We start from the raw sequence: 24,957 nt of genomic DNA on the forward strand, positions 1-24,957 counted from the left end.
CGCCTGCCGACGAGGAGGTGAACGGCATGGCCGAGGACGGCAAGACCCACATCAACGGTGTGCACACGGTGGCGGTCCCCGTGACGGATCAGGATCGGGCGCTCGAATTCTATTTGGGCACACTCGGTTTCGAACGCCGTATGGATGCGGAGTTCAGCCCCGGACAGCGGTGGGTAGAGGTGGCGCCACCGGGATCGGCGACGTCGATCGCGCTCGTGCCTGCACGCGACGGCGTCCCCGCGGGCGTCGAGACGGGCATCCGCCTCACCACCTCGGACGCCGACGCCGACCATGCGACCCTGTCGGCGAACGGCGTCGACGTGGACGCGGAGGTCATGCGGATGGGCGACTACGTGCCGCCCATGTTCTACTTCCGGGATCCGGACGGCAACAAGCTCGTCATCATCGAAGTGGGGTGAGCTGCACCCCCGACGACAGGGTCAGCACCTGGTCGGCGCGTTCCGCGTCGTGGGATTCGTGCGTGGCCACGACGACGATCGCTCCCCGCGCGGCCTCTTCGCCGACGACGTCGCCGATCACGGCGCGGGCTTCCGCGTCGAGACCGGTGGTGGGCTCGTCGAGGAGCAGCAGGTCGCCGCGTTGCACGAGCGCCTGCGCGAGCAGGGCGCGTTGACGCTGTCCGCCCGACAGTGTGCCGATCCGCCGCCCGCCGAGGTCCGCGATACCGAGCCTGTCCAGCGCCTCGTCGACGGCGCCGCGGTCGCCGGGAGTGAGCCGTCGCCACAATCCGCGTCGATGCCAGGCCCCCATTGCCGCCACCTCGCGCACGGTCAGCGGTAGCTGATCACTCACCGCATTGCGTTGCGGCACATACGCCATGCCCAACCCCCTCGTTCCGTCGATTCGTCCCGTCGTCGGGCGCGCGATGCCCGCCAGGCACTGCAGGAGCGTCGACTTCCCCGACCCGTTGTGCCCCACGACGGCCGTGACGGTGCCCGGCGCGAGCCGCGCGCTCACGCCGTTCAACGCGGGGGTCGCGCCATATCGGACCACGATTTCGCTTACGACAATCATTATCGTTAGAGTAGCAGAGTGCAGTGGCTACTCGACCCCCTGATGGTTTCCTTCGTCCGGCGCGCGCTCTTCGCGGGAATGCTGGTGTCCGTCCTCTGCGCACTGGTGGGCACGTGGGTCGTGTTGCGCGGCATGGCCTTCATGAGCGAGGCCATCTCACACGGCATGCTGCCCGGAGTGGCCGTCGCCTATCTCGCCGGCGCGAATCTCCTCGTCGGCGCGGCTGCGAGTGCGGTCGTCATGATCCTCGGCGTCGCCTGGGTCTCGAAGAACTCGCGACTGTCCGAGGACACCGGGATCGGCCTGCTGTTCGTCGGCATGCTCACGCTGGGTGTCGTGATCGTCTCGCGCGCAAAGTCGTTCGCGGTCGATCTCACAGCCTTCCTGTTCGGCGACGTCCTGTCGGCGACGCGGGGAGATCTGATCTGGCTCGCGGCGGCGGCCACGGTCGCCGGGATCGTCTCCGTGATCGCGTACCGCCCCTTCGTCGCCCTCGTCTTCGACGAACGCAAGGCCCACACCCTGGGTCTGCAGCCGCGGTGGGCGCACCTCGCGCTCCTGACACTGGTGGTCCTCGCGGTGGTCGCCTCGTTCCGCATCGTCGGCACCCTGCTCGTGTTCGGCCTCCTCGTCGCCCCGTCCGCCACCGCAGCACTGTTCGGCAGGTCGATCGGCGCGACGATGGTCATTGCCGTGCTCCTCGGCTGGTCCGCCACGTTCGCCGGGTTGATCGTGTCGTGGAATGCCGACACCGCCGCGGGCGCGACGATCGCCGGAATCGCCGTGCTCCAGTTCTTCGTCGCGGCCCTCGCCCGGTCGGCAGCGCGACGACACCGGCCTGCCGCTTTTCCCACTCCGATACCCGTTCGATAGATGGAGACCATGAATGCCGAACACGACCCTCGCCCGCGCAGCAATTGCCGCGGTCGCCGCACTGACCCTCGGCGCCTGCGCAACCCCACAGGAGGAGGCCGCGTCCCCCGACGGCCGGAGCCAACCGGGTAGCGACCTCGCCGCCGAAGCCGGATCCACCGAGGTCGAGGGGCCCGAACCCCGGCTCGTCGTGTCGGACGCCGACTCCGGCCGCGTGGACGTGCTCGACCTCGCGACCGCCGAGACTCTCCATTCGTTCGAGTTCGACAATCCGACGCGGGTGACGACGGTGAAGGACCGCTACGCGTTCGCGGTGGACGGCGCCGGCGGCGCCGTGCATGTCCTGGACGCCGGTTCCTGGACCATCGACCACGGTGACCACACCCACTCGTACACCAAGCCACCGTTCGAACTCGGCGCCCTCGCGGGCGGCAAGCCGACGCACGTGATCGAGGGCGACGACAAGGTGGCGACGTTCTTCAACGGCGACGGCGTCGCCCGCGTGATCGACTTCGCCGCCCTCCGCAAGGACAGCATCGACGTCGGGACCGTCGTGGACGCCGACGCACCGCACCACGGTGTCGCCCTGCCGATCGCCGACGGTTTCGTGGTGTCGCACTCGGCCGCCGACGGAACCGATTCCCGCCCCGGCACGTTCGAGGTCCACACCGCGGACGGGGAGGTCCAGCAGAGCTTCGACACTGCCTGCCCGAACATGCACGGCACGGCGGTGTCCGACACGAACGTGCTGGCCGCGTGCGACGACGGACTGTTCGTCGCGACCACCGCCGCCGGGGCCTGGACGTCGGAGAAGGTTCCGTACCCGGCAGGCATCGACGCCGCCACCCGACCCACCTCGTTCCGCGGACACGACGGCCTCCCGATCCACGTCGCCGCCGCCGGACCCGCCGCCACCAATGACGGGGTGCTGGTCTTCGATGCGCGCACCCGCGGGTGGACGCACGTCCGGACCCCGGATCGGGTGCTGAGCGTCGCACCGGCGGGCGACGGTCGGTCCGTGTTCACGGTCCTCGCGGACGGCACCTTCCGCGTGTACGACACGACGACCGGCGCGGAGACCGCCTCGTCCCACGTGCTGGCCGCCCCCTACGACTGGAGCACCGAGTCCGCGGCCCCGCCTGCCGTCGTCGTCGGCGGCAGCCGCGCATACGTCTCGGATCCCGCGTCGAAGACGGTGACCGAGATCGACTTCCGGGACGACGCGCGGGTGGCACGAACTCTCGACGTCGGAGTCGCCGCGTCCACGCTCGGCGTGGTCGGGCTGTGAGCAGGATGCGGCGCCTGCTGCCGCTGGCCCTGCTGACCGCACTCGCGGCGTTGTCCGTGACCGCGTGCACCCCGGGCGCGTCCGACGGGCCGCTCGTGGTCGTGACCACGAACATTCTGGGGGATGTGGTGCAGAACGTCGTCGGCGACCAGGCCGACGTGATGGTGCTGATGCCGAGAGGCGCCGATCCTCATTCGTTCGAGATCTCCGCCTCGGACGCCGCGCGGGTGGAACGCGCCGACCTCCTCGTGTCGAACGGTCTCGGGCTCGAGGAGGGAATCGGCAAGACCGTCGACACGGCCCGCTCCGAGGGAGTCCCGATCCTGCAGGTCGGCGAATCGGTGCGGCCGATCGAATACCGTTCCGGAAAGTCGACGGGCACCGCGGATCCGCACGTGTGGACCGATCCGGACCGGATGCGCGAGGCCGTCGCCCTGATCCGCGACGCGGTGATCGAACACGTGGCGGAGATCGACACGGACACCGTCCGCGGCAACTCCGAGGACTATGCCCGGCAGCTCGAGGAACTCACTACTCGGATGACGGACAGATTCGCGACCGTCCCCGCAGATCGGCGAAAGCTGGTGACCAATCATCACGTCTTCGGTTATCTGGCCGAACGTTTCGGCTTCGACACGATCGGGGCGGTAATTCCGAGCGGTACCACCCTGGCGTCGCCCAGCGCGTCGGACCTCTCGGACCTCGCCGCGACGATCACCGCGGCGCGGATTCCTGCGATCTTCGTCGACTCCTCCCAGCCCGATCGGCTCGCGCAGGTATTGGCCTCGGAGGCCGGTGTTCCCGTCGACGTCGTCTCGCTGTTCACGGAATCGCTGGGCGAGAAGGACTCGGGCGCGGGCACGTACGTCGAGATGATGGATTCGAATTCCCTGGCGATCGCGAAGGGGCTCGCGTAGCGATGCATTCTCACATGCACACTTCCGACTTTGACAACCGTTTGCAATACGAGTTAATTCTCATGGGTGACCCTTATGCGTAGACCTCTCCCCACCGCCGTTGCCGCCGTGGCACTCTCGGCGACACTTCTGACAGCCTGCTCCACCGACTCCGGCTCAGCCGAAGCGACCACCACCGACTCGGCCACACCGCGGCTGGCACTGAGTTACGACGGCGGCGTGCTGGTGCTCGACGGGCAGAGCCTCGAGGTGGTCGGTTCGGCCGAGGTGGACGGCTTCACCCGGCTCAACCCCGCAGGCGACGACCGGCACGTGCTGGTCAGCACCGGTAACAGCTTCACCGCCCTCGACACCGCCGAACCCGCCCTCATCGACGTCGCGTTCGAGGCGAAGACACCCGGGCACGTGGTCCGCCACGACGGCAGGACGGTGCTGTTCGACGACGGCACCGGACTGGTGCGCGTGTTCGATCCGGCCGGACTGTCCGAAGGCACACCAGACACCACCGAGTTCACGACGCCGGAAGCGCATCACGGAGTGGCCGTGGAGCTCTCGGATGGCAGCCTGCTCACCACCGTCGGCAACGAGGACGAGCGCACCGGCATCGTCGTACTCGACCGCGATCGCAAGGAGGTCGCGCGCAACGAGGACTGCCCCGGTGTGCACGGTGAGGCCGTCGCCGCTGACGAGACGGTGGTCGTGGGGTGCCAGAACGGCCTGCTGATCTACCGGGACGGCGTCATCACCAAGGTCACCAGCCCCGACCCTTACGGGCGCATCGGCAACCAGGCCGGCGACGAGGATTCACCGATAATCCTGGGCGACTACAAGACCGACCCCGACGCCGAACTCGAACGCCCCGAACGGGTCTCGCTCACCGACACCGCCACCGGACAACTCACCCTCGTCGACCTCGGCACCAGCTACACGTTCCGCTCGCTCGGGCGAGCCCCGCACGGTGAGGCCCTCGTCCTCGGCACCGACGGCGCCGTGCACGTGATCGACCCGAACAGCAAGTCGGTGAGCCGCACCGTCGACATCATCGATCCGTGGACGGAGCCGGACAAGTGGCAGTCGCCGCGGCCCGCGCTGTACGTGCAGGACCACACCGCCTACGTGACCGACCCCGCGAACAAGAAGATCCACACGATCGACCTCGACACCTGGACCGTATCCGGGCAGGCCGACCTGCCGGAGACCCCCAACGAGATCACCGGCGTCGCGGGCTGATTCGCGTACCGTAGCGTCAGCCTTCGGCTTCCAGCGGTCCCAGTTCCGCGTCGAGCGCCTCCTGCACCACGGCCATCGCCGACAACCCGGCGGGGGCGCCGCAGTAGGCGCTCGCGTGGATCACCGCCTCGACGACCTCGGTGCGGGTCAGACCGTTTCGCAGTGCACCCCGCACGTGGCCCTTCAGCTCACCGTGTGCACGCAGCGCGATGAGCATGCCGAGGGTGAGGAGGCTGCGGCTGCGCCGGTCCAGCCCCGGCCGATTCCACACGGCGTCCCAGACGTGCTCGGTGACGAACTCCTGCAACTGCTCACTGTCGGTCCCTGCGGTTCGGGTGAGTGCCCGCTCGACGAAGTCGGGGCCCATCACCTCACGCCGCACCGCCAGACCCGCCTCGACGGCCGGACTCCGCTTCCCGGGTTCTTCACTGGTCATGGGTTCACTCCTGTTCACAGCGTCTACGTGTTCAGGAGTCACTCTACGAGTCGACGCGATCGGCGCGGGTGAGTGAGACGACGTCACGGACGGAGTAGGCGTGCGGGATATGCCCCAGCCCACCCTCGTACCGCAGCCTCCGCGGGAGCAGTCCGTCGGCCGGGTTGACCGACACGTGGGTCCGCGAGCGGGCAACCTTCGATCGCCATCGTCCCGGCCGCGACACGCGCTCGGTCCCGTCACCGACCCTCACCACGAGTGGAGTGGCACCGAACCGGATCCGGGCGTAGCCGAGGGCAACCGCCAGGGCGTCGTTCACCCCGGCCACCGTCACAAGCCCTCGCTTCCCCGTGCTCAACCCGTGCCCGGGGAGGTCCACGACGACGACGTCGACACCGTTCTCCGCCAACTCCGCGGCGAAGGGGGTGAGATAGCGCGCGTGGAGCCCGGGTGGCGCGGGCAGGACCACGGTGGCCGCGCCGCCCGACCCCACGGTGGCCGCGCCGCCCGACCGCGCCGCGTGAACCTCGGCGTGCACGGCACCGGTTGCCGCGGGAATCTGGACGTGCTCGAGCCCGCGGCCGTCGACGCCGACGAATTCGGACGCCGGCTCCAGCGCCGCCTCGCAGGCGATGCGGCGTTCCAGGGCATCTTCCCTGCGCAACAGGGATTTCCCCTGCAGCAGGATCATGACGGCCGCCGACTCCCGGGCCGTCAGCGTCGGCACCCAGCCGGTCGCCTCGGTCAGGCGCGTCGAATCGACGACGGTCTCCCCCGCGGTCACCCACTGGCCGGAGAACGCGGTGAGCCCGAGCCGGAACGCGACGTTCGCCGCCACGACCGCCGGTCGTTCGGGCACGTCGAACATCCGCTGCCCCTGCATCGCCGCGAGTTCGCGGACACCCACCCAGTCCCGCGGTCCGAGGTTGAACGGGCCCACCAGATCCTGCTTCACGGCGCGATGGAACGCGTCGGCCATGTCCCGCTGGTGCAGGAATTGGTACGCGGCGTCGTCGGCCCGCGGAAAGGCCCCGACCGGACCGGTGAGCTGGTCGATGCCGTCGTTGGAGAAGTCCGGTCCGATGATGTAGGTGGGACGCAGCATCGAGATCGCCATCTCCCCTGGATGGCGGCGCAGCCACCACTCGGCGTAATGCTCGACCTCGGCCTTGTCGTGGAAATAGTATCGGTCGGGATCGCCTGCGGGATAAACGTCCTCGTTCACCGGCTTCGGCCGCAACTCCGGACCGTACGCGTTGATGCTCGATGCGATCACGACGCGCAGCACGCCGGCGCGGTAGGCGGAGTCGATGACGTTGCGGGAACCCCTCAGGTTGATGTCGTGGGTCGCCGTCTTGTCCCGGATCTCCTCCACCACGAACGCCAGGTGGACCGCGGCCTCGCAGCCACGGAACACGTCCTCGATGCCCGGGTCGCGGATGTCCATCCGGACGGACTCGAGTTTCGGATGCTCGAACGGCAGTTCCCGCCTGCCGAGCCCGATCACCGTGTCGATGTCCGGATCTGCCAGCAACACAGGAAGGATCGCGGCGCCGAAGTCGCTCGTCGCACCGGTGACGGCCACCTTCATCACGCCGCGGCCTCCGTGACGGTCTCGGAGATCACTTCCACCGCCCGCCGCAACTGTGCGTCCGTGTGGGTGGCCATGACACACAACCGGAGCATCGCCCCCGAACGGGGAACGGCGGGATAGAGTGCCGCGCTGGTGAACACGCCCTTGTCGAACAGGGTACGCCAGAGGTTCATCGCCTCGAGGTCGTCGCCGATGTGGACGGCCACGATGGGCGTCACCGTCTCACCACCGCCGGGCAGCGGCGACAGCGCACCCACGTCGAGTCCGTTGTCCGCCAGTCCGGATCGCAGGACCGCGGCGTTGTCCAGCGCGCGTCGTGCGCGTTGTTCCCCCTCCTCGCTGCGGATCAGGCGCACCGCGGCGAGCGACGCCCCCACCGCGGCGGGAACACCGGACGTCGTGAACAGGAAGGCACGGGCATTCACTCGAAGCGAGTCGAGGAGATCACGGGACCCCGCGATGAATCCTCCTGTGGAGCCGGGACTCTTGGACAGCGATGCCATGCGGATGTCGGTGTTGCCGTCGATGCCGAGCAGTTCGGCGGCGCCGGTCCTCTGCGCGCCGAAGATGCCGAGACTGTGCGCCTCGTCCACCATCAGAGCCGCACCGTACCGGTCGCATAGTTCGGAGACCGCGCCGAGTGGGGCGAGATCGCCCTCCATCGAATACAACCCGTCCACGATCACCAGCACCGCGCCGTCCCCGTCCGCAGTGTCCCCGAGAATGTTCTCCAGGTCGGCGACGTCGTTGTGACGGAACTTGCGGATCGTGGCACCGGACAGAGCACATCCATCTCGAATCGACGCGTGCGCGGCGGAGTCCACGGCGACGACGTCACCCACACCCACGACGGCACTGATGGTGCCGAGATTCGTTTGATAACCGGTGGTGAAGACCATGGCGTCCTCGGTGCCGTGCCATTCGGCGATTTCCGACTCGAGGTCGAGGTGCAGGTCCATGGTGCCGTTCAGGAGCCGGCTTCCGGTGATCGCCCCACCGAACGTGTCGAGGGCGTCCTGCGCTCCCTGACGGATGGCGGGGTGATCGGCCAGCCCGAGATAGTTGTTGGAACCGAGCATGATCCGGTCGGCGCCTTCCACCTGGACGACGGGTGCGGTGGCGGACTCCATCACCCGGAAGTACGGACTCACGTCGGACTCACGAACTGCCCGGAGCAGATCTACCCGGTCGTCGCCACCCAGCCTCTGGATCAATCTGTTCACAGCCATCGATACCAATCTCCTCGCGGTGTGCATGATCGGGATTTCTCCGTTGATTCGGAGCGGTCGCCGATGCGGTTTGGTGGCACCGACCAAACCGCATTACTCCTCGCTCCGAATGTGCCTATGGATTTCCCTGGAGATCCGGAATTTCCGCGAACACATTCGAGGAGTGTCATGACCGCATTGATGGCCCGTGAACACGCAGCGCTGAAGTCGTACCTGCCCGACCTCGCCACCTACCTGGACGAGACACCACTGCTGACGCTGGAAGGCAGAGACAGCGGGGCGATCGGACGCTTCCGGGACGCGGGCGGTACCGCACTGACCATCCCGAAGGAGTCCGGCGGGCTGGGCGCCTCCGCGCTGGACTCCGTGCGGGTCCAGCGAGCGATCGGGAGCAGGTCACCCTCGCTCGGTGCCGCCACCACCATGCACCATCTGTCGCTCGCCACCCTCAACGAGTTCGCGCAGGACGCGACGGACGAGGACCGCGCTCTGATCACGAGCCTGGTGGAACAACGCGCCGTCATCGCCTCCGGCTTCTCCGAGGGCGTCACCGGCGGCAACGTATTCATCCCCACGATGAGCGCCACCAGGAACGGGTCGAGCTACATCGTCAACGGCAGCAAGAAGCCGTGCAGCCTGTCGAGTTCGATGGACCTGCTCACCGCCAGCGTGGAGGTCGAGACCGGTGAGCGGGCGATCGCGCTGATCCCCGCCAACACCCCCGGCATTACGGTGCGACCGTTCTGGGAGAGCTGGATTCTCGCGGGAGCCGAGAGCGACGAGGTGCACCTCGAGGACGTCGCGGTGCCCGCCGACCTCGTCCTCCTCAACGGCGCCGACGACCCCGACGGGCGACACGAGATGACCGGGTACCTGTGGTTCGGCATGCTCGTCACCGCGAACTACCTGGGCGCGGCCAGCGCGTTGCTCGAGCGGCTCCTGGCGGCAGGCAAGGACGACTACGAGGGTTACGTGCGGGCCGCCGCCGACGTGGAGAACGCGATGGCCGCAATCGAGAACATCGCCCGCGCCGTCGACGAAGGCGAACGCGGACAGGACATCTCGGTGCGGCTGCTGTTCTCGCGCATCGCGATTCGGGACGCACTCGTCCGCGCGTCCGCGGCGGCCGTCGAATCGCTCGGCGGGATCGCGTTCATCAAGTCCTCCGACATCGGCTACCTCGCCGCCGCCGTTCACGCATTCGCCTTCCACCCGCCGTCCCGGCGATCGGTCTCCGAGTCGCTCGCCAAGTTCCACGCCGGAGACGAGTTCGCGTTCGTCTGACCCCGTCGCGGTCCGGGCTGTCGGTGGTCGGGGATATAAAGGGTCCCGGACAACCGACCGCCCGACCAGGAGCTGTGATGCCCACCGAACACGACGTGCGCGCGATGATGCTGGCGTTGCCGGAGGCGCACGAAGTGGTGATCGCCAACTGGGACGACCAGCCGACGTTCCGCGTGCGCAAGAAGATGTTCGGTCTCGTCGGTTACGGCGCCCCCACCGTCTGCCTCAAAGCAACGAAGGAAACGCAGGCGGCCCTGCTGCAAGAGGATCCCGACATCTTCCTGGTCGCACCGTTTTTCGGACGGTGGGGCTGGATCGACGTCGTCCTCGACCGCGTCGACGCCGAAGAACTGGCCGAACTCGTCGAGGAGGCCTGGCGCCTCACCGCCCCGAAGCGCGTCGTGGCGGCGTACGACGCGGGGCGCGCTACCCCTCGTCGGTCTTGAACCGCCCGAGCTGGTGGCGCAGCGCCGTGTCGAGGTCCGGACGCCGGAACCGGTGGCCGCGGGCGAGGAGCGTGCCCGGGGCGACGCGCTGATCGGCGAGGGCGAGTTCGCGTGCGCCCTGCTCCCCGAGCAGGAGTTTCGGCCCGAAATCGGGCACCGGGAGGAAGGCCGGGCGGTGCAACACCGACGCGAGGACTGCGGTGTACTCCTCGTTGCGAACCGGATTCGGCGCCACCGCGTTTACCGGACCGCTCAACCCCGAGTCGACGACAGCGCGGTGGTAGACGTCGATCAGATCGTCGATGTCGATCCACGACAGCCACTGCGTTCCGGTGCCGAGACGACCTCCGAGTCCGACCTCGAACAGCGGCCGTTGCAGGCGCAGCACGCCGCCGCTCGGGGACTGGACGATCCCGGTGCGGACGTGGACCACCCGCAGTCCGGCGTCGGCGGCCGGCTTCGCCGCGTCCTCCCAGTCCGCCACGACGTCGGCGAGGAAGCCGTCGCCCCGCGGGTCCTGCTCGTGCAGCACCTCGTCGCCCCGGTCGGGGCCGTAGTACCCGATCGCCGACGCACTGACGAAGATCTTCGGTCCCTGCCCGGACGTGGCCGCCACTTCCGCCAGCCGACGGGTGGGCTCGATACGACTGTCCCTGATCGCCCGGCGATGACCGTCGGTGAACCGTCCCGCGATGGACGCGCCGGCGAGGTGGATCACGGCGTCGACTCCGTCGAGCAGGTCCGCGGCAGGAGCGTCCGGGTTCCAGCGCCGCTCGTCGGGTGTGCTGGGAGCACGCCGCACGAGACGGATCACGCGGTGCCCGCCGGTGCTCAGGAACGCGGTGAGGGCGGAGCCGACGAGACCGGAGCTCCCCGTCACGGCGATGGTGAGGGGACCCGGCAGGAGGGTGGACGCCCAGTGGTGCCGGTCCATATCGTCGGCGAGCTGGCGGTGGCGGTAGACGAACGTCGACCGCAGGAAGTGGCCGGGCACGATCGTGTCGACCCGGTCGGTGACCCGGGTCCGGTCCTCGGACACCACGTCGAACGTGTGCGTGTGCCGCCACGGCACCAGCAGGCGCAGCGGCAGCGCGGCCGAATAGTCGACGAACTTGCGTGGAGGGTCGTACTCCTTCGCGTCGTGCTGCGCGACCCACGTCAGGCCGCCGGGCATGCGCAATTCTGCACGCCCCGATTCCAGAGACTCGGATTCCTTCGCCAGGCTCAGCGGCTGCCAGGGCGGTGAGAGCCGGGCGAACGCGCCGGCCCGCGTGTGCCAGGCGAACAACTCGTCCCGCGAGGCCTCGACCACGCTCGAATGCACGATGCCCATGACCCGACCTTAGCCGCGATAGCGGGCGAGGCGGTGACAACGACGAGTAGCGTGTGGGAATGACGCAGTTACGTGCACTGGTCACCGGTGCCACCGGATACATCGGCGGACGCCTCGCTCCCCGGCTCTCGCAAGCCGGCTACCGCGTGCGGGTGCTGGTGCGTTCACCCGAGAAACTGACCGACGTCCCGTGGGCGTCCGACGTCGAGATCGCCCGCGGCGACCTGAGCGATCCCGAATCCCTTTCTGCCGCTTTCGCGGACGTGGACGTCGTCTACTACCTCGTGCATTCGATGGGTGGTTCGGACGAGTTCGAGGAGGCCGAACGCGTCAGCGCGGAGAACGTGGCCGAGGCGGCCCGCACCTCCGGTGTCGGCCGGATCGTCTACCTCGGCGGACTGCATCCCGACGCGGTGGACCTCTCTCCGCACCTTCGGTCCCGCACACAGGTGGGGCAGATCCTCGTCGACTCCGGTGTTCCCACAATGGTTCTGCAGGCGGGGGTGGTCATCGGTTCCGGATCGGCGTCGTTCGAGATGATCCGCCACCTCACCAACCGGCTCCCCGTGATGACCACCCCGCGGTGGGTGAACAACAAGATCCAGCCGATCGCGGTCCGCGACGTGCTGCACTACCTCGTCGCCGCGGCCGAGGCACCCTTGCCGCGCAGTCGCACGTTCGACATCGGCGGCCCCGACGTCATCCGCTACGGCGAGATGATGCAGACGTACGCCGAGGTCGCCGGTCTGCGTCAGCGTCGTATCCTCGTCCTCCCGGTGCTGACCCCGAAGCTCGCCGGTCTGTGGATCGGTCTGGTGACCCCGATCCCCCGCTCGCTCGGCCGGGCGCTGATCGAATCGCTCCACAACGACGCCGTCGCCTCCGAGCACGACATCGACGACGTCATCCCACCGCCGAAGGCAGGTCTGACCACGTACCGGGACGCCGTGCGATTAGCGTTGCGGCGCATCGACAACGGCGAGGTGGAGACCACGTGGGCCAGTGCGTCCCCGGTCGGCGCCCCGTCCGATCCGTTGCCGTCCGATCCCGATTGGGCCGGTGAGGTCGTCTACACCGACGAACGTACCAAGGACTGCGACGCGGACGCCGGAACGCTGTGGAGCGTCGTCGAGAGCATCGGCGGTGAGAACGGCTGGTACTCGTTCCCACTCGCGTGGTCGGTGCGCGGCTGGCTCGACCGCGTGGTCGGCGGTGTCGGGCTCACCCGTGGACGCCGGAACCCGAAGCAGCTCAACACCGGTGACCCCTTGGATTTCTGGCGGGTCGAACGCATCGACCGGGGGTCGCTGCTCCGACTGCGCGCCGAGATGCGGGCACCGGGCGGGGCGTGGCTCGAATGGCGCGTCCGCAGTGTGGATTCCGACCGGTCCCGACTCGATCAGCGGGCCATCTTCTTCCCGAAAGGCCTCGCCGGAAGGCTGTACTGGTATTCCATCCTGCCGTTCCACGGAATCATCTTCAAAGGCATGATGGAGAACATCACCGGCTCCGCAGCCCGTCAGACCGTGCAGAGCGGCTGAATTCCTTCTCGGCCACCGGTGGTCGGGGACGTCAGCAACAGGCACGAATTGTAGCCACGCGATTCCACCACCTGCCGGATCCGCTTCCACCCCGCGTCGTCGACCGCAGGGTTGCGGGAGAGGACGAAACCCGAAGCCCGTGCCGGGTCACCGACGAGCGCCCACGAGTAGTCGTCGGCGATGTAGGTGACCACATAGTTGGTGGGACCGTCCGGTGAACTCTGGAACGGCACGTCCGGGAAACTCACGTGGAGTTGCGCATTGGTGACCGGGTCGTTGACACGCGCATTGCCGTTGATTCCGTTCGTCCCTCCCGCCCAGGTGGTGCACGAGTTGGCGACGCTGACGTTCGACGGGTCGACGAGCCCGTACGTCGCCCTGGTGTCCCGCGCACAATCCAGGTTGAACGGCTGTGGCACAGCGGCCAACTGGTACCACGTGCCGAGGTACCTCGGGACGTCGAGGGACTGGACGGGTGCGAGCGCACCGGGCTGAGCCTGTGCCGGGCTCGCCGCGAGCACCGCGGCCGCAGTGGCGGTCAGCAGTCCTGCGGCGAATCCACGTGCCTTCGAGAGTGTCATCTCGAGTCCTTTCACGATCATGCGGTCTCTCTGGGCATTCGACGCCTCTTCCGGATCGGATGGGTCGATCCGGGAAAACCTCGACCCATCCGTTCGGGAGACCGCTCCGAATGTCTGTCGATGGTGCTCATCCGCACCCACACCGGAGAGAGGCAATAACCCATGAACATCACCACACGAGTTCTGGCAGTCGCAGCGAGCACGTCCCTCGTCCTGCTGGGCGCAGCGTGTTCGTCGGACGACAGCGACTCGTCGAGCAGCAGCGGCTCGGCCTCGGAGGCGATGACGTCCGAGTCGATGTCGTCCGGTTCGATGACCTCGTCCGCGATGGCCGATCCCGCCGCGAACCTGGTCGGTCCGGGGTGCGCCGAGTACGCGAAGACGGTGCCGGACGGTGCCGGTTCGGTCAGCGGCATGGCGCAGGATCCGGTCGCGACGGCCGCGTCCAACAACCCGCTGCTCACCACCCTCACCGCCGCCGTATCCGGTCAGCTCAACCCGCAGGTCAACCTGGTGGACACGCTGAACAGCGGCCAGTTCACGGTGTTCGCGCCGGTGGATGCCGCGTTCGCGAAGGTCGACCCGGCCACGATCGAGACCCTCGAGACCGACCCGGCGCTGCTCACCAAGGTCCTGACCTACCACGTGGTTCCCGGCCAGATCGCGCCGAGTGACATCGACGGCCAGCACACGACCGTCGAGGGCGGCACGGTCACCGTCACCGGTTCGGGCGACGACCTGAAGGTCAACGACGCCGGCGTCATCTGTGGTGGCGTCCAGACCGCCAACGCCACGGTGTACCTGGTCGACTCCGTCCTGATGCCCCAGTAGGCACCCTCGTCTCACAGTTCTCCGCACCCGGCGGCATCGGTTCCACACCGATGCCGCCGGGCTTCTCGCGTGCCCCACGTGAGTGCCACGGTGTGCTCGGGCACGCTTCGCCACTCACGTGAGCGGTTGCGGGTGCGCCCATCCGACGCAAACTCAGCTCCGAATAACGGTTATGGAGAAAGGCTCACCCACCGCCCCGGCGTACGTACTCGTACTGCCCGGCGGCAAACCACGCAGTCAGGCGCCCTCGCGGTGCTGGCACCTGTCGAATCTGCGCATGACCTGGATGGCCTGGTCTCTGAGGTCGACGCTCGGGCGGCACGGAATCGTCGTGGAGCGGCTGCAGTACCGGGTCCGCGGATGGAACGCCCCCGACGCCAGCCCGGTGCACGACGCCCGGGTCGCCGTCGAGCGAGCCCGGCTGCGGTTCGGGGACGTCCCCGTCGCCGTCGTCGGGCATTCGATGGGCGGCCGCGCCGCCGCCCACCTCGCCGCCCTCGACAACGTCCGGGCGGTCGCCGCGCTCGCGCCCTGGTGGCCCGAGTCCGACGGCGAACTGGTGCCCGCCGACCGCAGCCTGATGGTCGCGCACGGAACCGCCGACCGCTGGACGGATCCCACCTCCTCCCGGGTCCAGACCGAGCAGGCGCTGGCTCGCGGGGTGAACGCCTCGTGGACTCCCCTGACAGCAGCCGGCCACTTCATGCTCACCCGGCCTCGGTGGTGGCATCGCATCACCGCCGATTTCGTTCTCGACGCCTTCACTGCGGAAGGTGTCGTGGCCGCACCGACTGACCGGAAAGCAGGTCGCCATGCATGATTCGGAGAAGCTCGAACGCAGGAACGTCGCGGTGATCGGCAGCGGCGTCGCAGGGTTGACCGCCGCCTACGTTCTGTCCCGCCACGATCGCGTCACCCTCTACGAGGCCGACGCCCGTCTCGGCGGCCACGCCCACACCCACCACCTGACGCTCGACTCGGGCGCAGAAGTGGACGTCGACACGGGCTTCATCGTGCACAACGACCGCACCTACCCCACCCTGCTGCGCCTGTTCGCAGAACTCGACGTGGCCACCCAGGATTCGGACATGTCGATGTCGATCCGTTCCGACGTGAACGGGCTCGAATACGCAGGCGCGAAGGGGATCCGCGGGCTGTTCCCCACCGCGCGCAACCTGGCCCGGCCTCGGTACTGGCGGATGCTCGGCGAGGTCCTCCGGTTCCACCGCTGCGCCCGCACGGTGCTCGACACCCCCGTCGAAGACGAGAGCGCGCACGAGTCGCTGGGCGAGTTCCTCAGCCGCAACGGTTTCAGCCCGTACTTCGTCGAGAATTTCATGACGCCGCTCGTCGCCGCGGTGTGGTCGTGCGATCCCACGACGGCCGCGCACTACCCGGCCCGCTACGTGTTCACCTTCCTCGAGCACCACGGAATGCTCACCGTCTTCGGGTCACCCACGTGGCGCACCGTGACCGGCGGCTCGGCCCGCTACGTCGAGAAGGTGGCGGCACACCTCGACGAGATACTTCTCGAAACTCCCGTGCAGCAGATGGAACGCACTCCGGACGGGGGCGCGTGCGTCGTCGACGGCCGCGGCGACGTCCGGTACTTCGACGCCGTGGTGGTGGCCGTCCACCCCCGTCAGGCGCTCGCCTTGCTCGGCGACGCCTCGGACCTCGAGACCGAGATACTCGGCGCCATGCCGTACTCGGTCAATCACGCTCAGCTGCACACCGACGAGTCGCTGCTCCCCCGCGCGGAGAAGGCCCGGGCCTCCTGGAACTACCTGACTCCAAGCACAGATGCGACGGGCGTAATCGTCACCTACGACATGACCCGGCTGATGCGCCTGGACACGGTGCGCGACCGGCGGTTCCTCGTCACGCTCGGCGGGAAGCACCTCGTCGACCCGTCGAAGGTCGTCGCCGAGATGACGTACGAGCACCCCGTCTACACCCCCGACTCCGTGGCCGCGCAGTCGCGGTTGCGCGAACTCGGTTCCGGCACGTTCGCTTTCGCGGGCGCGTACCACGGCTGGGGGTTCCACGAGGACGGGGCGGTGTCGGGTCTGCGCGCCGCCGAACGGATCGGCGGATCGTGGGATACGCATGCCGGACGACACCGCGAACGGGAGACGGTGTCGTGACCGCGCCGGCGATCTACTCGACGACGATCCGGCACGCACGCATCGAACCTGTCCGCAACAGTTTCGAGTATTCGAGCTACAGCTGGTACGTCGACGTCGACGACCTTCCCCGCCTTCCCGGCTGGCTCGGTCCGTTCGCCCGATTCCGCGCCGAGGACCACTTCGAACCGGACCCCGGCGCCGGCGCGGACACGCTGCGCGCCAGGGTGGATGCGTTCCTCGCCACCCACGGAGTCGACCTTCGCGGCGGGCCGGTGACGGCGCTCCTCAACGCGCGCGTGCTCGGCTACGTGTTCAACCCGCTCAGCGTGTACTGGTGCCACGACGTCGACGGCAGCCTCCGCTGTGTGATCGCCGAGGTCCACAACACCTATGGTCAGCGGCACAGCTACCTGATCCGGCCCGACAGGAGCGACCACGCCGAGGTGGACAAGCAGTTCTACGTCTCACCGTTCAACGACGTGAGCGGCCGTTACGAGTTGCGGCTCCCCGAGCCCGGCGGCACGCTCTCGCTGAACGTGGTGCTCCACCGGGACGGGCACGCCCCGTTCACCGCGACGGTGCGAGGGACGCGGCAGCCCGCCACCCACCGCACGGTTTTGAGGACTCAACTACGCACTCCCCTGGCACCTCTCGTGGTGTCGGCTCGCATTCGCATCCAGGGAATCACTTTGTGGGCCCGTGGACTCCCCGTCACGGCTCGGCCCGACGGCCGGCAGAAGGAGACAGTTCTGTGAGAAGGAACAAGGACACCGATATGGACGCATCGCCTGCCGTGAGTACCGCCGACCTCGTGTTCACCGGCGAGGATCCGCGGATCGACAACCGGATCTGGCCGGGTCTGGCCGACGTGCCGACCGGTCTGCGTGCCTCGGTGTCGGCGAAGGTCGCCGACCGCCTGTTCCGCCGCGCGGCCGCCGACCTCGACGTCCGCATCGAGTACCCGGACGGCGCCCTGGTGGGGGCTCGCCGGGAACAGGAGATCTTGCCGCGCATGATCATCCGCAATCCCGACGCGTTCGCCCGGCGGGTCGGGACGAGCGGTCTTATCGGTTTCGGTGAGTCGTACATGGCCGGCGATTGGACGTCGCCGGATCTCGCCGCGGTGCTGAGCGTGTTCGCCTCACGGATGGCGACCCTCATTCCCCGCCCGCTGCAGCGGTTGCGCGCACTCTATGTCGCCAAGCACCCCGCCCAGGAACGCAACACCGAGCAGAACACCCGCTCCAACATCTCCCGGCACTACGACCTGTCCAACGAGATGTTCGAGACGTTCCTGGACGAGACGCTGACGTACTCGAGCGCACTGTTCTCGTCGACCCCGACCCGGGTGGGGCAGGTGCGGGACGTGACGGTCCTGCGGGCACCCGTCCCACAGGTCACCCCGAAATGGGAGGATTTCGCGGACGCGCAGCGCCGCAAGATCGATCGGCTGCTCGACGAGGCCGGCGTCGGTGCCGGCACCAGGCTGCTCGAGATCGGGACGGGCTGGGGAGAACTGTGCATCCGGGCGGCGGAACGCGGCGCCGTCGTCCGCTCGGTGACGCTGTCCAGCGAACAGCAGAGCCTCGCCCGCCGGCGCGTCGCCGAGGCCGGCCACGCGGACACCGTGCAGATCGACCTGCTCGACTACCGCAACGTCGACGGCGAGTACGACGCCATCGTGTCGGTGGAGATGATCGAGGCCGTCGGGCATCAGTACTGGGCCACCTACTTCCGGGTGCTCGACAAACTCCTCGCTTCGGGTGGAAAGGTTGCGCTGCAGGCAATCACCATGCCGCACGATCGGATGCTGCAGACCCGCAACACTTACACCTGGGTGCACAAGTACATCTTCCCGGGCGGATTCCTCCCGTCGACCGAGGCGATCGAATCCGTCACCGCCGAACACACCGCACTGCGGCTGCGGGAACGCCTGAGCATGGGACAGCACTATGCGGAGACGCTGCGGTTGTGGAAGGAGCGGTTCGCCGCGCACAGCTCGCAGGCGGAGGAACTCGGATTCGACGAGACGTTCCGTCGCATGTGGCATTTCTACCTCTGCTACTCGGAAGCCGGGTTCCGCTCCGGCTACATCGACGTCCAGCAGCTCGTCCTCGACAAGACGGGAGCCTGACCGTGACCGTTGCCGCCGAACTCGACAAGGCGTTGCGTCCGCTCGTCCGCGGCGAACTGCCCGTGCATCTGACCGCGTGGGACGGCAGCACAGCCGGCCCGCCGACGGCGCCGAAGGTGGTGCTGCGCAGCCCCGACGCCCTGCGCCGATTGCTGTGGAACCCCGGGGAACTCGGAGCCGCACAGGCCTACGTGACGGGTGAGATCGACGTCGAGGGCGACCTGGGCGAGGCCCTGGCACACGTGTGGGCGGTGGCCCGCGAACGAGGGCTCGGCGGAGTCCGGCCGAGTCCGTCGTCCGTCGCGAAGGTGCTGCGCGTCGCCGCGAAGCTGGGAGTCGTGGGCGGGCCGCTCCCCGCACCCACCACGCAGGCGAACATCCGCGGCCGGCTGCACAGCGTGCTGCGGGACCGCGCCGCGATCAGCCACCACTACGATCTCTCCAACGATTTCTACGCCCTGATCCTGGACCCGCGGATGGCCTACTCGTGCGCCTATTTCACCCGGAATGCGCCGGGAACGCCGCAGGATTCGGACTACGGACTCGAGGACGCCCAGCGGGACAAGCTCGACCTGGTGTGCCGCAAGATCGGTCTCGAACCCGGCATGCGGCTACTCGACGTCGGTTGCGGCTGGGGATCGCTGAGCCTCCACGCCGCAGCCGAATACGGCGCACAGGTCGTCGGTGTCACCATCTCCCGTGAGCAGAAGGTGTTCATCGACAAGCGGATCGCCGAGCGTGGGTTGCAGGACCGCGTCGAGATCCGTCTGCAGGATTACCGCGAGGTTCCCGACGGCCCGTTCGACGCCGTCGCCTCCCTCGAAATGGGTGAGCACGTGGGCGAGAAGAATTACGCCCGGTACGCGCAGGCCCTGTACGACAACGCGAAGCCCGGTGCGCGGGTGCTGATCCAGCAGATGTCGCGCACCGGACGCCATCCCGGCGGCGGCCCGTTCATCGAGTCGTTCATAGCTCCCGACATGACCATGCGTCCCGTCGGAGAGAGCGTCGCGTACCTCGATCGAGCCGGGCTCGAGGTGCGCGACGTGCACGGTCTTCGCGAGCATTACGTCTGGACCGTCGACGCCTGGCTGCAGAAGTTCGAGTCCCGCTGGGACAACGTCGTCGAGATGGTCGGGCTCGAGATGGCCCGGGTGTGGCGGCTGTACCTCGTCGGCGGCGGGATGAGCTTCGAGCAGGGCCGCATGGGCGTCGATCAGATCCTGGCCGTGAAGCCGACCGCGGCGGGTCAGTCGATGATGCCCGCCGTGCGGGTCGACTCCGCGGGATCCGGCGTGCTCCGATGAACGGATTCGACTGGTCCGACTTCGGCGCCGTCACCGCGGCGAGCGTTCTGGTGCTCGCCGTACTCCAGGCCGCGACGTTCCTCGTCGGCCGGCGGATCGGACGCTACAACGTCGTCGACGTGTCCTGGGGCCTCGGTTTCGTCCTGGTGGCGCTCGTGGCCGCCGTCATCGGCGACGGCGACCCACTGCGCCGCTGGCTGCTGGCGGTGCTCGTCGCGGTGTGGGGTCTGCGACTGACCTGGCACATGTACGCCAAGTCCGCGGGCAAGGGCGAGGACCCGCGCTACGTGGAGATGCTCGACCGGGCAGGCGGTGACTCGCCCGGTGTCGTCGTCAGGAAGATTTTTCTCACGCAGGGACTCGCGCAGTGGTTCGTCTCGCTGCCGCTGCAGGTGTCGGCCGTGCTCGGGTCCGCATCCGGTATCGGCGCGGTCGTCGGGGTGCTCGGTGTCCTCCTGTGGTTAGTCGGTGTCGTGTTCGAATCGGTCGGCGATCACCAGTTGAAAGCGTTCAAGGCGGACCCGTCCAACAAGGGCGAGATCATGGACGTCGGACTGTGGGCGTGGACGCGGCACCCGAACTACTTCGGCGATTCCTGCGTGTGGTGGGGCCTGTGGCTCATCGCGGCGAGCGTGTGGCCCGGCGCCGTCACCGTGCTGTCTCCCGTGGTCATGACGTATTTCCTGGTGTTCGCGACGGGGGCGAAACTGCTCGAGAAGTCGATGTCGCAGCGTCCCGGCTACCCCGAATACCAGCAGCGAACCAGCTACTTCCTCCCCTTGCCGCCGAAGCGGTGAGTGTCATGCCGGCATCGCTCGCACCCCCTCGGATCCAGACGTGGCCACACCGGCCGCAACCTGCTATTAGGCTCTCAGCTGTTGCCAAACGATCCGAATACGCTCGATCAGTTTTTGCCCCTGTCTATGACCGGGAATTGGTGGCTGCGGAGTTCGTGGGCTGCCAGTCGTCGGGTGCGCAAGGGCGCCGACGGAGAGTCGGTTGCCGTCTCGGCGCGCGGGTTCGGGTCACCAACTCTGCGACCGCGGACCAGGGCTCCTATCTCGGCAGGACTGTATCGGGTTGTGCGGGAGCGACTCCGGAGATGGCGGAGGTATTGGGGTGCCGGGTGCCGGGTTCGGCAGGGCAGGAGGTGTCGTTGACAGATCAGGACAAATGTTGCGGGATAATGCTATTGGTGCGAGATCTCGGCGTCACCGGGATCGTGGTCCGTGTCCCAGGGGAGCAGCGGGCGGGGCGCAGGCGGATGCTCGACGACGCGGCCCGTGGGCCGGCACGCGGTGGTGCGATGTGGCGGGATCGATTGCCCCGGTTCGCCGGTGGCCCGGATCGAGCAGTACTTGTCGGAGGTCGGCGTTATAGTCGAGGCCCTGCGAGAGGTGGGGTAGCAGACCGTGGGGAATGGAGGTAATCGATGAGCTTGTCGGGCGGCGGCGGCTCTTCTCGGGAGAGGGATGAGCCCGAGTTCCTTCGGGTTGCGCCAGTCGCCCGATCGGCCGGCATGAGCGGGCCGGGATCGACTGCGCCGCGGCAGTTCGCGTTCACCACCCGCGTCCACGTGGCGGTCGACGACGCGACCGGCGAACCGGTCGGACTCGACGACGTCGACACCCGGGTGAGGTGGCTGCTCGACCTGATCGAGGCCGCCGGCGGCGAGTTGACGGCGCGGCTGTGGCAGCCGGTTACGTTCGATGTGCTCGCAGCCGGACGGGACTGTGCGGGCCGCAGGCTGCCCGCACAGGGACATGTCGCCGCGGCCCGCCTGGGCTGGAATCCGGTCTACGCGGACGGGGTCTACGTGCCCTCGCGCGTGACCAGGGTGGTGACGGCGCAGGTCATGGCGTCTCTGCGGACCCTGGCCTATCGGGATGCGGCGATCGCGGCGCTGTCTGAGCGGTTCGACCCGGCCACCGGTCGGATAACCCCGCCCACCGCCGTTGCGGACTGGGTGCCAATGGGTTTCGCCCGGGGAGTACGGCGCCAGCTCGTCGCGCACTCTCGCCGCACCGACGGGGCGCAGTCGGCGCGGTTGCGGATCACCGACATCCAGCGACCACCACAGGTCGCGGCGATGGCCCGGCTGTCGGCCGCCGATCGGCAGCTCGCGCAGATCACCGCGACAGAGCGTGAGTTGGTGTTGACGGTGAAGCTACCGACATGCCCGGCCCCGGCGGGGCGGGCGCAGTGGCGGTGGGTCCGGCTGACCGCCGCCATCCCCGGGCACCTGCTCGACCGGGCGATTACCGACTGGCATCTGCCGACCCTCGTCCTCGACCGCCGGGGTCTACTCTGGCGGTGCGCGGCGACCGAACTCGTCCCCGCCGGTGACCTGGGATCGGCCACCGTCGCGGTCGGGGTGGATTGGTCCCCGTCCACCCTCGGTGCCGCCGCCATCACCATCGAGAACTCGGACGGGCTGTCCTCGGATTATCGGGGCTTCACCTACGACGACCGCGGCCTCGGGATCAAACTGGCGCGACTACAGGCCGAGGGGCAGTTGCTGCACCGCAAGGCGGCCCGGTTGACGCGGCTGGCCGCCACCGCCCCACCCGAGGCCCGCGCCCAACTAGAGGCGAAGATCGCCGTCCTGAATGACCACCGGACTGCGGTGGGCGTCAAACGGGGCAAGATCAACCGGGAACTGGCGTTCCACTTCGCCCGCCAGGTCACCGACTACGCCGCCGCGGCGGGCGCGCAGGTGATCGGGGTGGAGGACCTCACCACCCTCGAGACCCGCGGACACGGACGGGTCAACAACAACCGGGCCGCGCAGTCCGCCCGCCGCAAAGCAGTTACCGCCCTCGCGCACACCGCCGCGGGTGTGGGAATCGCGGTGGTCTCAGTGCCGGCCCGCGGATCGTCCGCGCAATGTCCGGGCTGCGACGAACCGCTCGCCCGTCCCGGCGGCTATCACACCGCGTGGTGTTCCCGCTGCCTGGTCGGCGGCAACCGCGACCACGTCGCCGGGGTGAACCTGGCCAAACGGGCGCTGCTCGGCAAAGGCAAGGTGACCCGGCGGCGGGGGCGGCTGCCCACGATCCGGGTCGCCGAGCACGCGCCGGTCCGCAAGTCCCGGGACAAGAACGGTCCCACGCCGAGCAGGCCGCGGCATCGCCGGGTCCGCCGCAGCCTGCCCACCGCAACACCGCGGATGGGGGTGACTCCGAAACAGCATGTTCCTGCATCCCAAGCGTCGGTGTGGGACACGGTCAAACCCGCACCACCGAACGGTGATGCGGGTAGCCGTGACACACGTCGATCTCCAACAATCGTCACACCATTGGCAGATAGTATGAGATCTACGCAGACGCTGTGGATCGATGAACGGAATGGGCCGATGACTGGCGTCGACAGGGACACGGAGAACGTGACGCTGACGGCGTTGCTGGCGCGTATCGCACACGGCGAGCGGGATGCCTTCAGCGACTTCTACGAACGCACCAGCGCGCGGGTGTACGGCATGGTGCTGCGGGTCCTGCGCGATCCCGGATACAGCGAGGAAACCACCCAAGAGGTGTACCTGCAGGTCTGGAACAACGCGGAGAAATTCGATCCGAAGCAGGGGTCGCCGCTGTCGTGGCTGATCACCCTCGCGCATCGCCGCGCCGTCGACCGGGTGCGGTCGGAGCAGTCCGGCACCGAACGGGAGGCCGCCTACGGCGCGTCGAGTTGGTACGGACCGTTCGACGCGGTGTCGGAAGAAGTCACCCGACGCGGCGACACCAGCGACGTCGTCGACTGCCTCGGCACGCTCACCGAAGTCCAGCAGAGAACCGTGGTCCTCGCGTATTACGGGGGGCTGACGTACCGAGAGGTGTCGGAACGGCTGTCCGTAGCGCTTCCCACGGTGAAATCACGAATTCGAGACGGATTGATCAGGCTCAAGCAATGTCTGGGGGTGCAGTCCGATGGATGAGTCCCAGCACGAAATCCTCGACCTCGCTCAGGTGTACGCCCTCGACGCGGTCGATGATCAGCAGCGTCGCGAGATCGACACCGAGGTCCAGAGCGCACCGCCCCATGTTCGCCTCGAATTCGACAACGCCGTCCGCGGCGTGCACGAAACGATGGCCGCCCAGTCCGCGTCCACCGCGGTCGATCCGCCCGACTACCTGCTCGGGCGCATCCTCGATGCACTGCCCGGCACTGCCGCCGCGCCCGCACCGATAGCACTGGACGAGGTTCGTGCGCGCAAGCGCAGGCGTCTCGTGGCGGCGCTGAGTGCGGCGGCCGCGGTGATCGTCCTCGCCGTGGGTGGCATCACCGTTGCCCAGCAGTTGCAGAGCGAGGACGGCCAACCCGTGCCCGCACAAATCCTCGCGGCCGACGACGTCCGCACGGCGGTGGCACCGATCGCCGGTGGCGGTTCGGCCACCGTCGTGTACTCCAAGGACGTCGACGCCGGAGTGCTGGTGATGAACGACGTCCCACCGCCCGAGTCCGGTTCCGTCTATCAGATGTGGCTGCTCGGACCGTCCCACGAGCCGGTGTCCGCGGGAATCATGGAAGCCGATGACGTCTCACCGTCGACAACCGCGGTCGTGAACGACATCGACCAGTCCACGGCGCTCGGATTCAGTGTGGAGCCGCCCGGCGGTTCCACCCAGCCGACCGGCGACATCTTCGCGACGGTGAACCTCACCTGACACGTGAGTGGCGAAGCGTGCCCCGGCACGCATCGCCACTCACGTATGGAACTACCCGTCAGGCGTTGGCTGCTTTGTATTAGCGGCGGCGGCGGTGGAGGATGG

Annotated in this window: 23 protein-coding genes and 1 pseudogene; 18 read left to right on the forward strand and 6 right to left on the reverse strand. The window is 68.3% G+C overall.

Translation table 11 applies throughout. The annotated features are described in order from the left end of the window. Positions 1 to 26: 26 nt before the first annotated feature. The gene (locus ACFVJ3_RS23765; protein WP_378454395.1) at positions 27 to 419 is read left to right on the forward strand and encodes a VOC family protein; all 393 of its coding nucleotides are present in this window, start codon (positions 27 to 29) and stop codon (positions 417 to 419) included. Here the strand turns inward: ACFVJ3_RS23765 and aztA are convergent. Then, positions 403 to 1,035, reverse strand: coding sequence for a zinc ABC transporter ATP-binding protein AztA (aztA, locus tag ACFVJ3_RS23770; RefSeq protein WP_378454371.1), 633 nt, complete (start codon positions 1,033 to 1,035; stop codon positions 403 to 405). The genes ACFVJ3_RS23765 and aztA overlap by 17 nt on opposite strands. Before the next feature lie 18 nt (positions 1,036 to 1,053). On the opposite strand from aztA, the gene aztB reads away from it, so the two are divergent. From aztB to aztD, 4 genes are all read left to right on the forward strand, one after another. Further along, positions 1,054 to 1,908, forward strand: coding sequence for a zinc ABC transporter permease AztB (gene aztB, locus ACFVJ3_RS23775; protein ID WP_378454372.1), 855 nt, complete (start codon positions 1,054 to 1,056; stop codon positions 1,906 to 1,908). A gap of 13 nt (positions 1,909 to 1,921) precedes the next feature. Then, positions 1,922 to 3,196: an ABC transporter gene (locus tag ACFVJ3_RS23780; RefSeq protein ID WP_378454373.1), complete on the forward strand. Its 1,275-nt coding sequence runs from the start codon at positions 1,922 to 1,924 to the stop codon at positions 3,194 to 3,196. Between the two features lie 5 nt (positions 3,197 to 3,201). Beyond that, on the forward strand, positions 3,202 to 4,113 hold the full coding sequence (aztC, locus tag ACFVJ3_RS23785) for a zinc ABC transporter substrate-binding protein AztC (RefSeq protein WP_378454396.1): 912 nt from the start codon (positions 3,202 to 3,204) through the stop codon (positions 4,111 to 4,113). Positions 4,114 to 4,188: 75 nt separating this feature from the next. Beyond that, positions 4,189 to 5,343, forward strand: coding sequence for a zinc metallochaperone AztD (gene aztD, locus ACFVJ3_RS23790; protein ID WP_378454374.1), 1,155 nt, complete (start codon positions 4,189 to 4,191; stop codon positions 5,341 to 5,343). A 16-nt stretch (positions 5,344 to 5,359) separates the two neighbouring features. Here aztD and ACFVJ3_RS23795 read toward each other — a convergent pair whose 3' ends face one another. Genes ACFVJ3_RS23795 through ACFVJ3_RS23805 form a run of 3 tightly spaced genes read right to left on the reverse strand, consistent with a single transcriptional unit; the run spans position 5,360 to position 8,602 of the window. Next, a complete protein-coding gene (locus ACFVJ3_RS23795) occupies positions 5,360 to 5,779 on the reverse strand; it encodes a carboxymuconolactone decarboxylase family protein (RefSeq protein ID WP_378454375.1) in 420 nt (139 codons plus the stop codon). Positions 5,780 to 5,822: 43 nt separating this feature from the next. Continuing rightward, positions 5,823 to 7,370, reverse strand: coding sequence for an NAD-dependent epimerase/dehydratase family protein (locus ACFVJ3_RS23800; RefSeq protein WP_378454397.1), 1,548 nt, complete (start codon positions 7,368 to 7,370; stop codon positions 5,823 to 5,825). Then, complete coding sequence (locus ACFVJ3_RS23805) at positions 7,370 to 8,602, reverse strand: aminotransferase class I/II-fold pyridoxal phosphate-dependent enzyme (RefSeq protein ID WP_378454376.1); 1,233 nt, start codon at positions 8,600 to 8,602, stop codon at positions 7,370 to 7,372. The genes ACFVJ3_RS23800 and ACFVJ3_RS23805 overlap by 1 nt, the downstream gene beginning before the upstream one ends. 168 nt (positions 8,603 to 8,770) lie before the next feature. On the opposite strand from ACFVJ3_RS23805, the gene ACFVJ3_RS23810 reads away from it, so the two are divergent. Further along, positions 8,771 to 9,886 carry an acyl-CoA dehydrogenase family protein gene (locus tag ACFVJ3_RS23810; RefSeq protein ID WP_378454377.1) on the forward strand — a complete coding sequence of 372 codons (1,116 nt, stop codon included), beginning with the start codon at positions 8,771 to 8,773 and terminating at the stop codon, positions 9,884 to 9,886. A gap of 77 nt (positions 9,887 to 9,963) precedes the next feature. Further along, complete coding sequence (locus ACFVJ3_RS23815; RefSeq protein ID WP_378454378.1) at positions 9,964 to 10,332, forward strand: MmcQ/YjbR family DNA-binding protein; 369 nt, start codon at positions 9,964 to 9,966, stop codon at positions 10,330 to 10,332. Here ACFVJ3_RS23815 and ACFVJ3_RS23820 read toward each other — a convergent pair. Next, on the reverse strand, positions 10,313 to 11,665 hold the full coding sequence (locus tag ACFVJ3_RS23820; RefSeq protein WP_378454379.1) for a TIGR01777 family oxidoreductase: 1,353 nt from the start codon (positions 11,663 to 11,665) through the stop codon (positions 10,313 to 10,315). The genes ACFVJ3_RS23815 and ACFVJ3_RS23820 overlap by 20 nt on opposite strands. A 59-nt stretch (positions 11,666 to 11,724) precedes the next feature. On the opposite strand from ACFVJ3_RS23820, the gene ACFVJ3_RS23825 reads away from it, so the two are divergent. Then, complete coding sequence (locus ACFVJ3_RS23825; protein WP_378454380.1) at positions 11,725 to 13,206, forward strand: SDR family oxidoreductase; 1,482 nt, start codon at positions 11,725 to 11,727, stop codon at positions 13,204 to 13,206. Here the strand turns inward: ACFVJ3_RS23825 and ACFVJ3_RS23830 are convergent. Continuing rightward, complete coding sequence (locus ACFVJ3_RS23830; RefSeq protein ID WP_378454381.1) at positions 13,185 to 13,787, reverse strand: lipocalin family protein; 603 nt, start codon at positions 13,785 to 13,787, stop codon at positions 13,185 to 13,187. The genes ACFVJ3_RS23825 and ACFVJ3_RS23830 overlap by 22 nt on opposite strands. Positions 13,788 to 13,949: 162 nt before the next feature. Here ACFVJ3_RS23830 and ACFVJ3_RS23835 point away from each other — a divergent pair, with 162 nt between their 5' ends. The 10 genes and pseudogenes from ACFVJ3_RS23835 to ACFVJ3_RS23880 all read left to right on the forward strand — a co-directional run bounded on the left by ACFVJ3_RS23835 (position 13,950) and on the right by ACFVJ3_RS23880 (position 24,852). Then, positions 13,950 to 14,618, forward strand: coding sequence for a fasciclin domain-containing protein (locus ACFVJ3_RS23835; protein WP_378454382.1), 669 nt, complete (start codon positions 13,950 to 13,952; stop codon positions 14,616 to 14,618). Between the two features lie 172 nt (positions 14,619 to 14,790). Further along, positions 14,791 to 15,438 (forward strand): alpha/beta fold hydrolase, encoded by a 648-nt coding sequence (locus ACFVJ3_RS23840; RefSeq protein ID WP_378454383.1) that lies wholly within the window; start codon positions 14,791 to 14,793, stop codon positions 15,436 to 15,438. Beyond that, positions 15,431 to 16,765: an NAD(P)/FAD-dependent oxidoreductase gene (locus tag ACFVJ3_RS23845; protein WP_378454384.1), complete on the forward strand. Its 1,335-nt coding sequence runs from the start codon at positions 15,431 to 15,433 to the stop codon at positions 16,763 to 16,765. Before ACFVJ3_RS23840 ends, ACFVJ3_RS23845 begins: the two co-directional genes overlap by 8 nt. Beyond that, a complete protein-coding gene (locus tag ACFVJ3_RS23850) occupies positions 16,762 to 17,502 on the forward strand; it encodes a DUF1365 domain-containing protein (RefSeq protein WP_378454385.1) in 741 nt (246 codons plus the stop codon). Before ACFVJ3_RS23845 ends, ACFVJ3_RS23850 begins: the two co-directional genes overlap by 4 nt. Beyond that, positions 17,499 to 18,881: a class I SAM-dependent methyltransferase gene (locus ACFVJ3_RS23855; RefSeq protein WP_378454386.1), complete on the forward strand. Its 1,383-nt coding sequence runs from the start codon at positions 17,499 to 17,501 to the stop codon at positions 18,879 to 18,881. The genes ACFVJ3_RS23850 and ACFVJ3_RS23855 overlap by 4 nt, the downstream gene beginning before the upstream one ends. Further along, complete coding sequence (locus ACFVJ3_RS23860; RefSeq protein ID WP_378454398.1) at positions 18,878 to 20,188, forward strand: class I SAM-dependent methyltransferase; 1,311 nt, start codon at positions 18,878 to 18,880, stop codon at positions 20,186 to 20,188. Before ACFVJ3_RS23855 ends, ACFVJ3_RS23860 begins: the two co-directional genes overlap by 4 nt. Continuing rightward, on the forward strand, positions 20,185 to 20,985 hold the full coding sequence (locus tag ACFVJ3_RS23865; RefSeq protein ID WP_378454387.1) for a DUF1295 domain-containing protein: 801 nt from the start codon (positions 20,185 to 20,187) through the stop codon (positions 20,983 to 20,985). Before ACFVJ3_RS23860 ends, ACFVJ3_RS23865 begins: the two co-directional genes overlap by 4 nt. 722 nt (positions 20,986 to 21,707) lie before the next feature. Beyond that, a pseudogene (locus tag ACFVJ3_RS23870) lies at positions 21,708 to 23,510 on the forward strand (zinc ribbon domain-containing protein); the annotation flags it as partial. Positions 23,511 to 23,543: 33 nt separating this feature from the next. Further along, the gene (locus tag ACFVJ3_RS23875) at positions 23,544 to 24,122 is read left to right on the forward strand and encodes a sigma-70 family RNA polymerase sigma factor (protein WP_378454399.1); all 579 of its coding nucleotides are present in this window, start codon (positions 23,544 to 23,546) and stop codon (positions 24,120 to 24,122) included. Then, entirely contained in the window at positions 24,115 to 24,852 is a 738-nt protein-coding gene (locus tag ACFVJ3_RS23880) for an anti-sigma factor domain-containing protein (protein WP_378454388.1), read from the forward strand. Before ACFVJ3_RS23875 ends, ACFVJ3_RS23880 begins: the two co-directional genes overlap by 8 nt. Positions 24,853 to 24,957: the final 105 nt, after the last annotated feature.

Source organism: Rhodococcus sp. NPDC127593 (genome assembly GCF_042671975.1).
In the GTDB taxonomy this organism is placed as follows: domain Bacteria; phylum Actinomycetota; class Actinomycetes; order Mycobacteriales; family Mycobacteriaceae; genus Rhodococcus_F.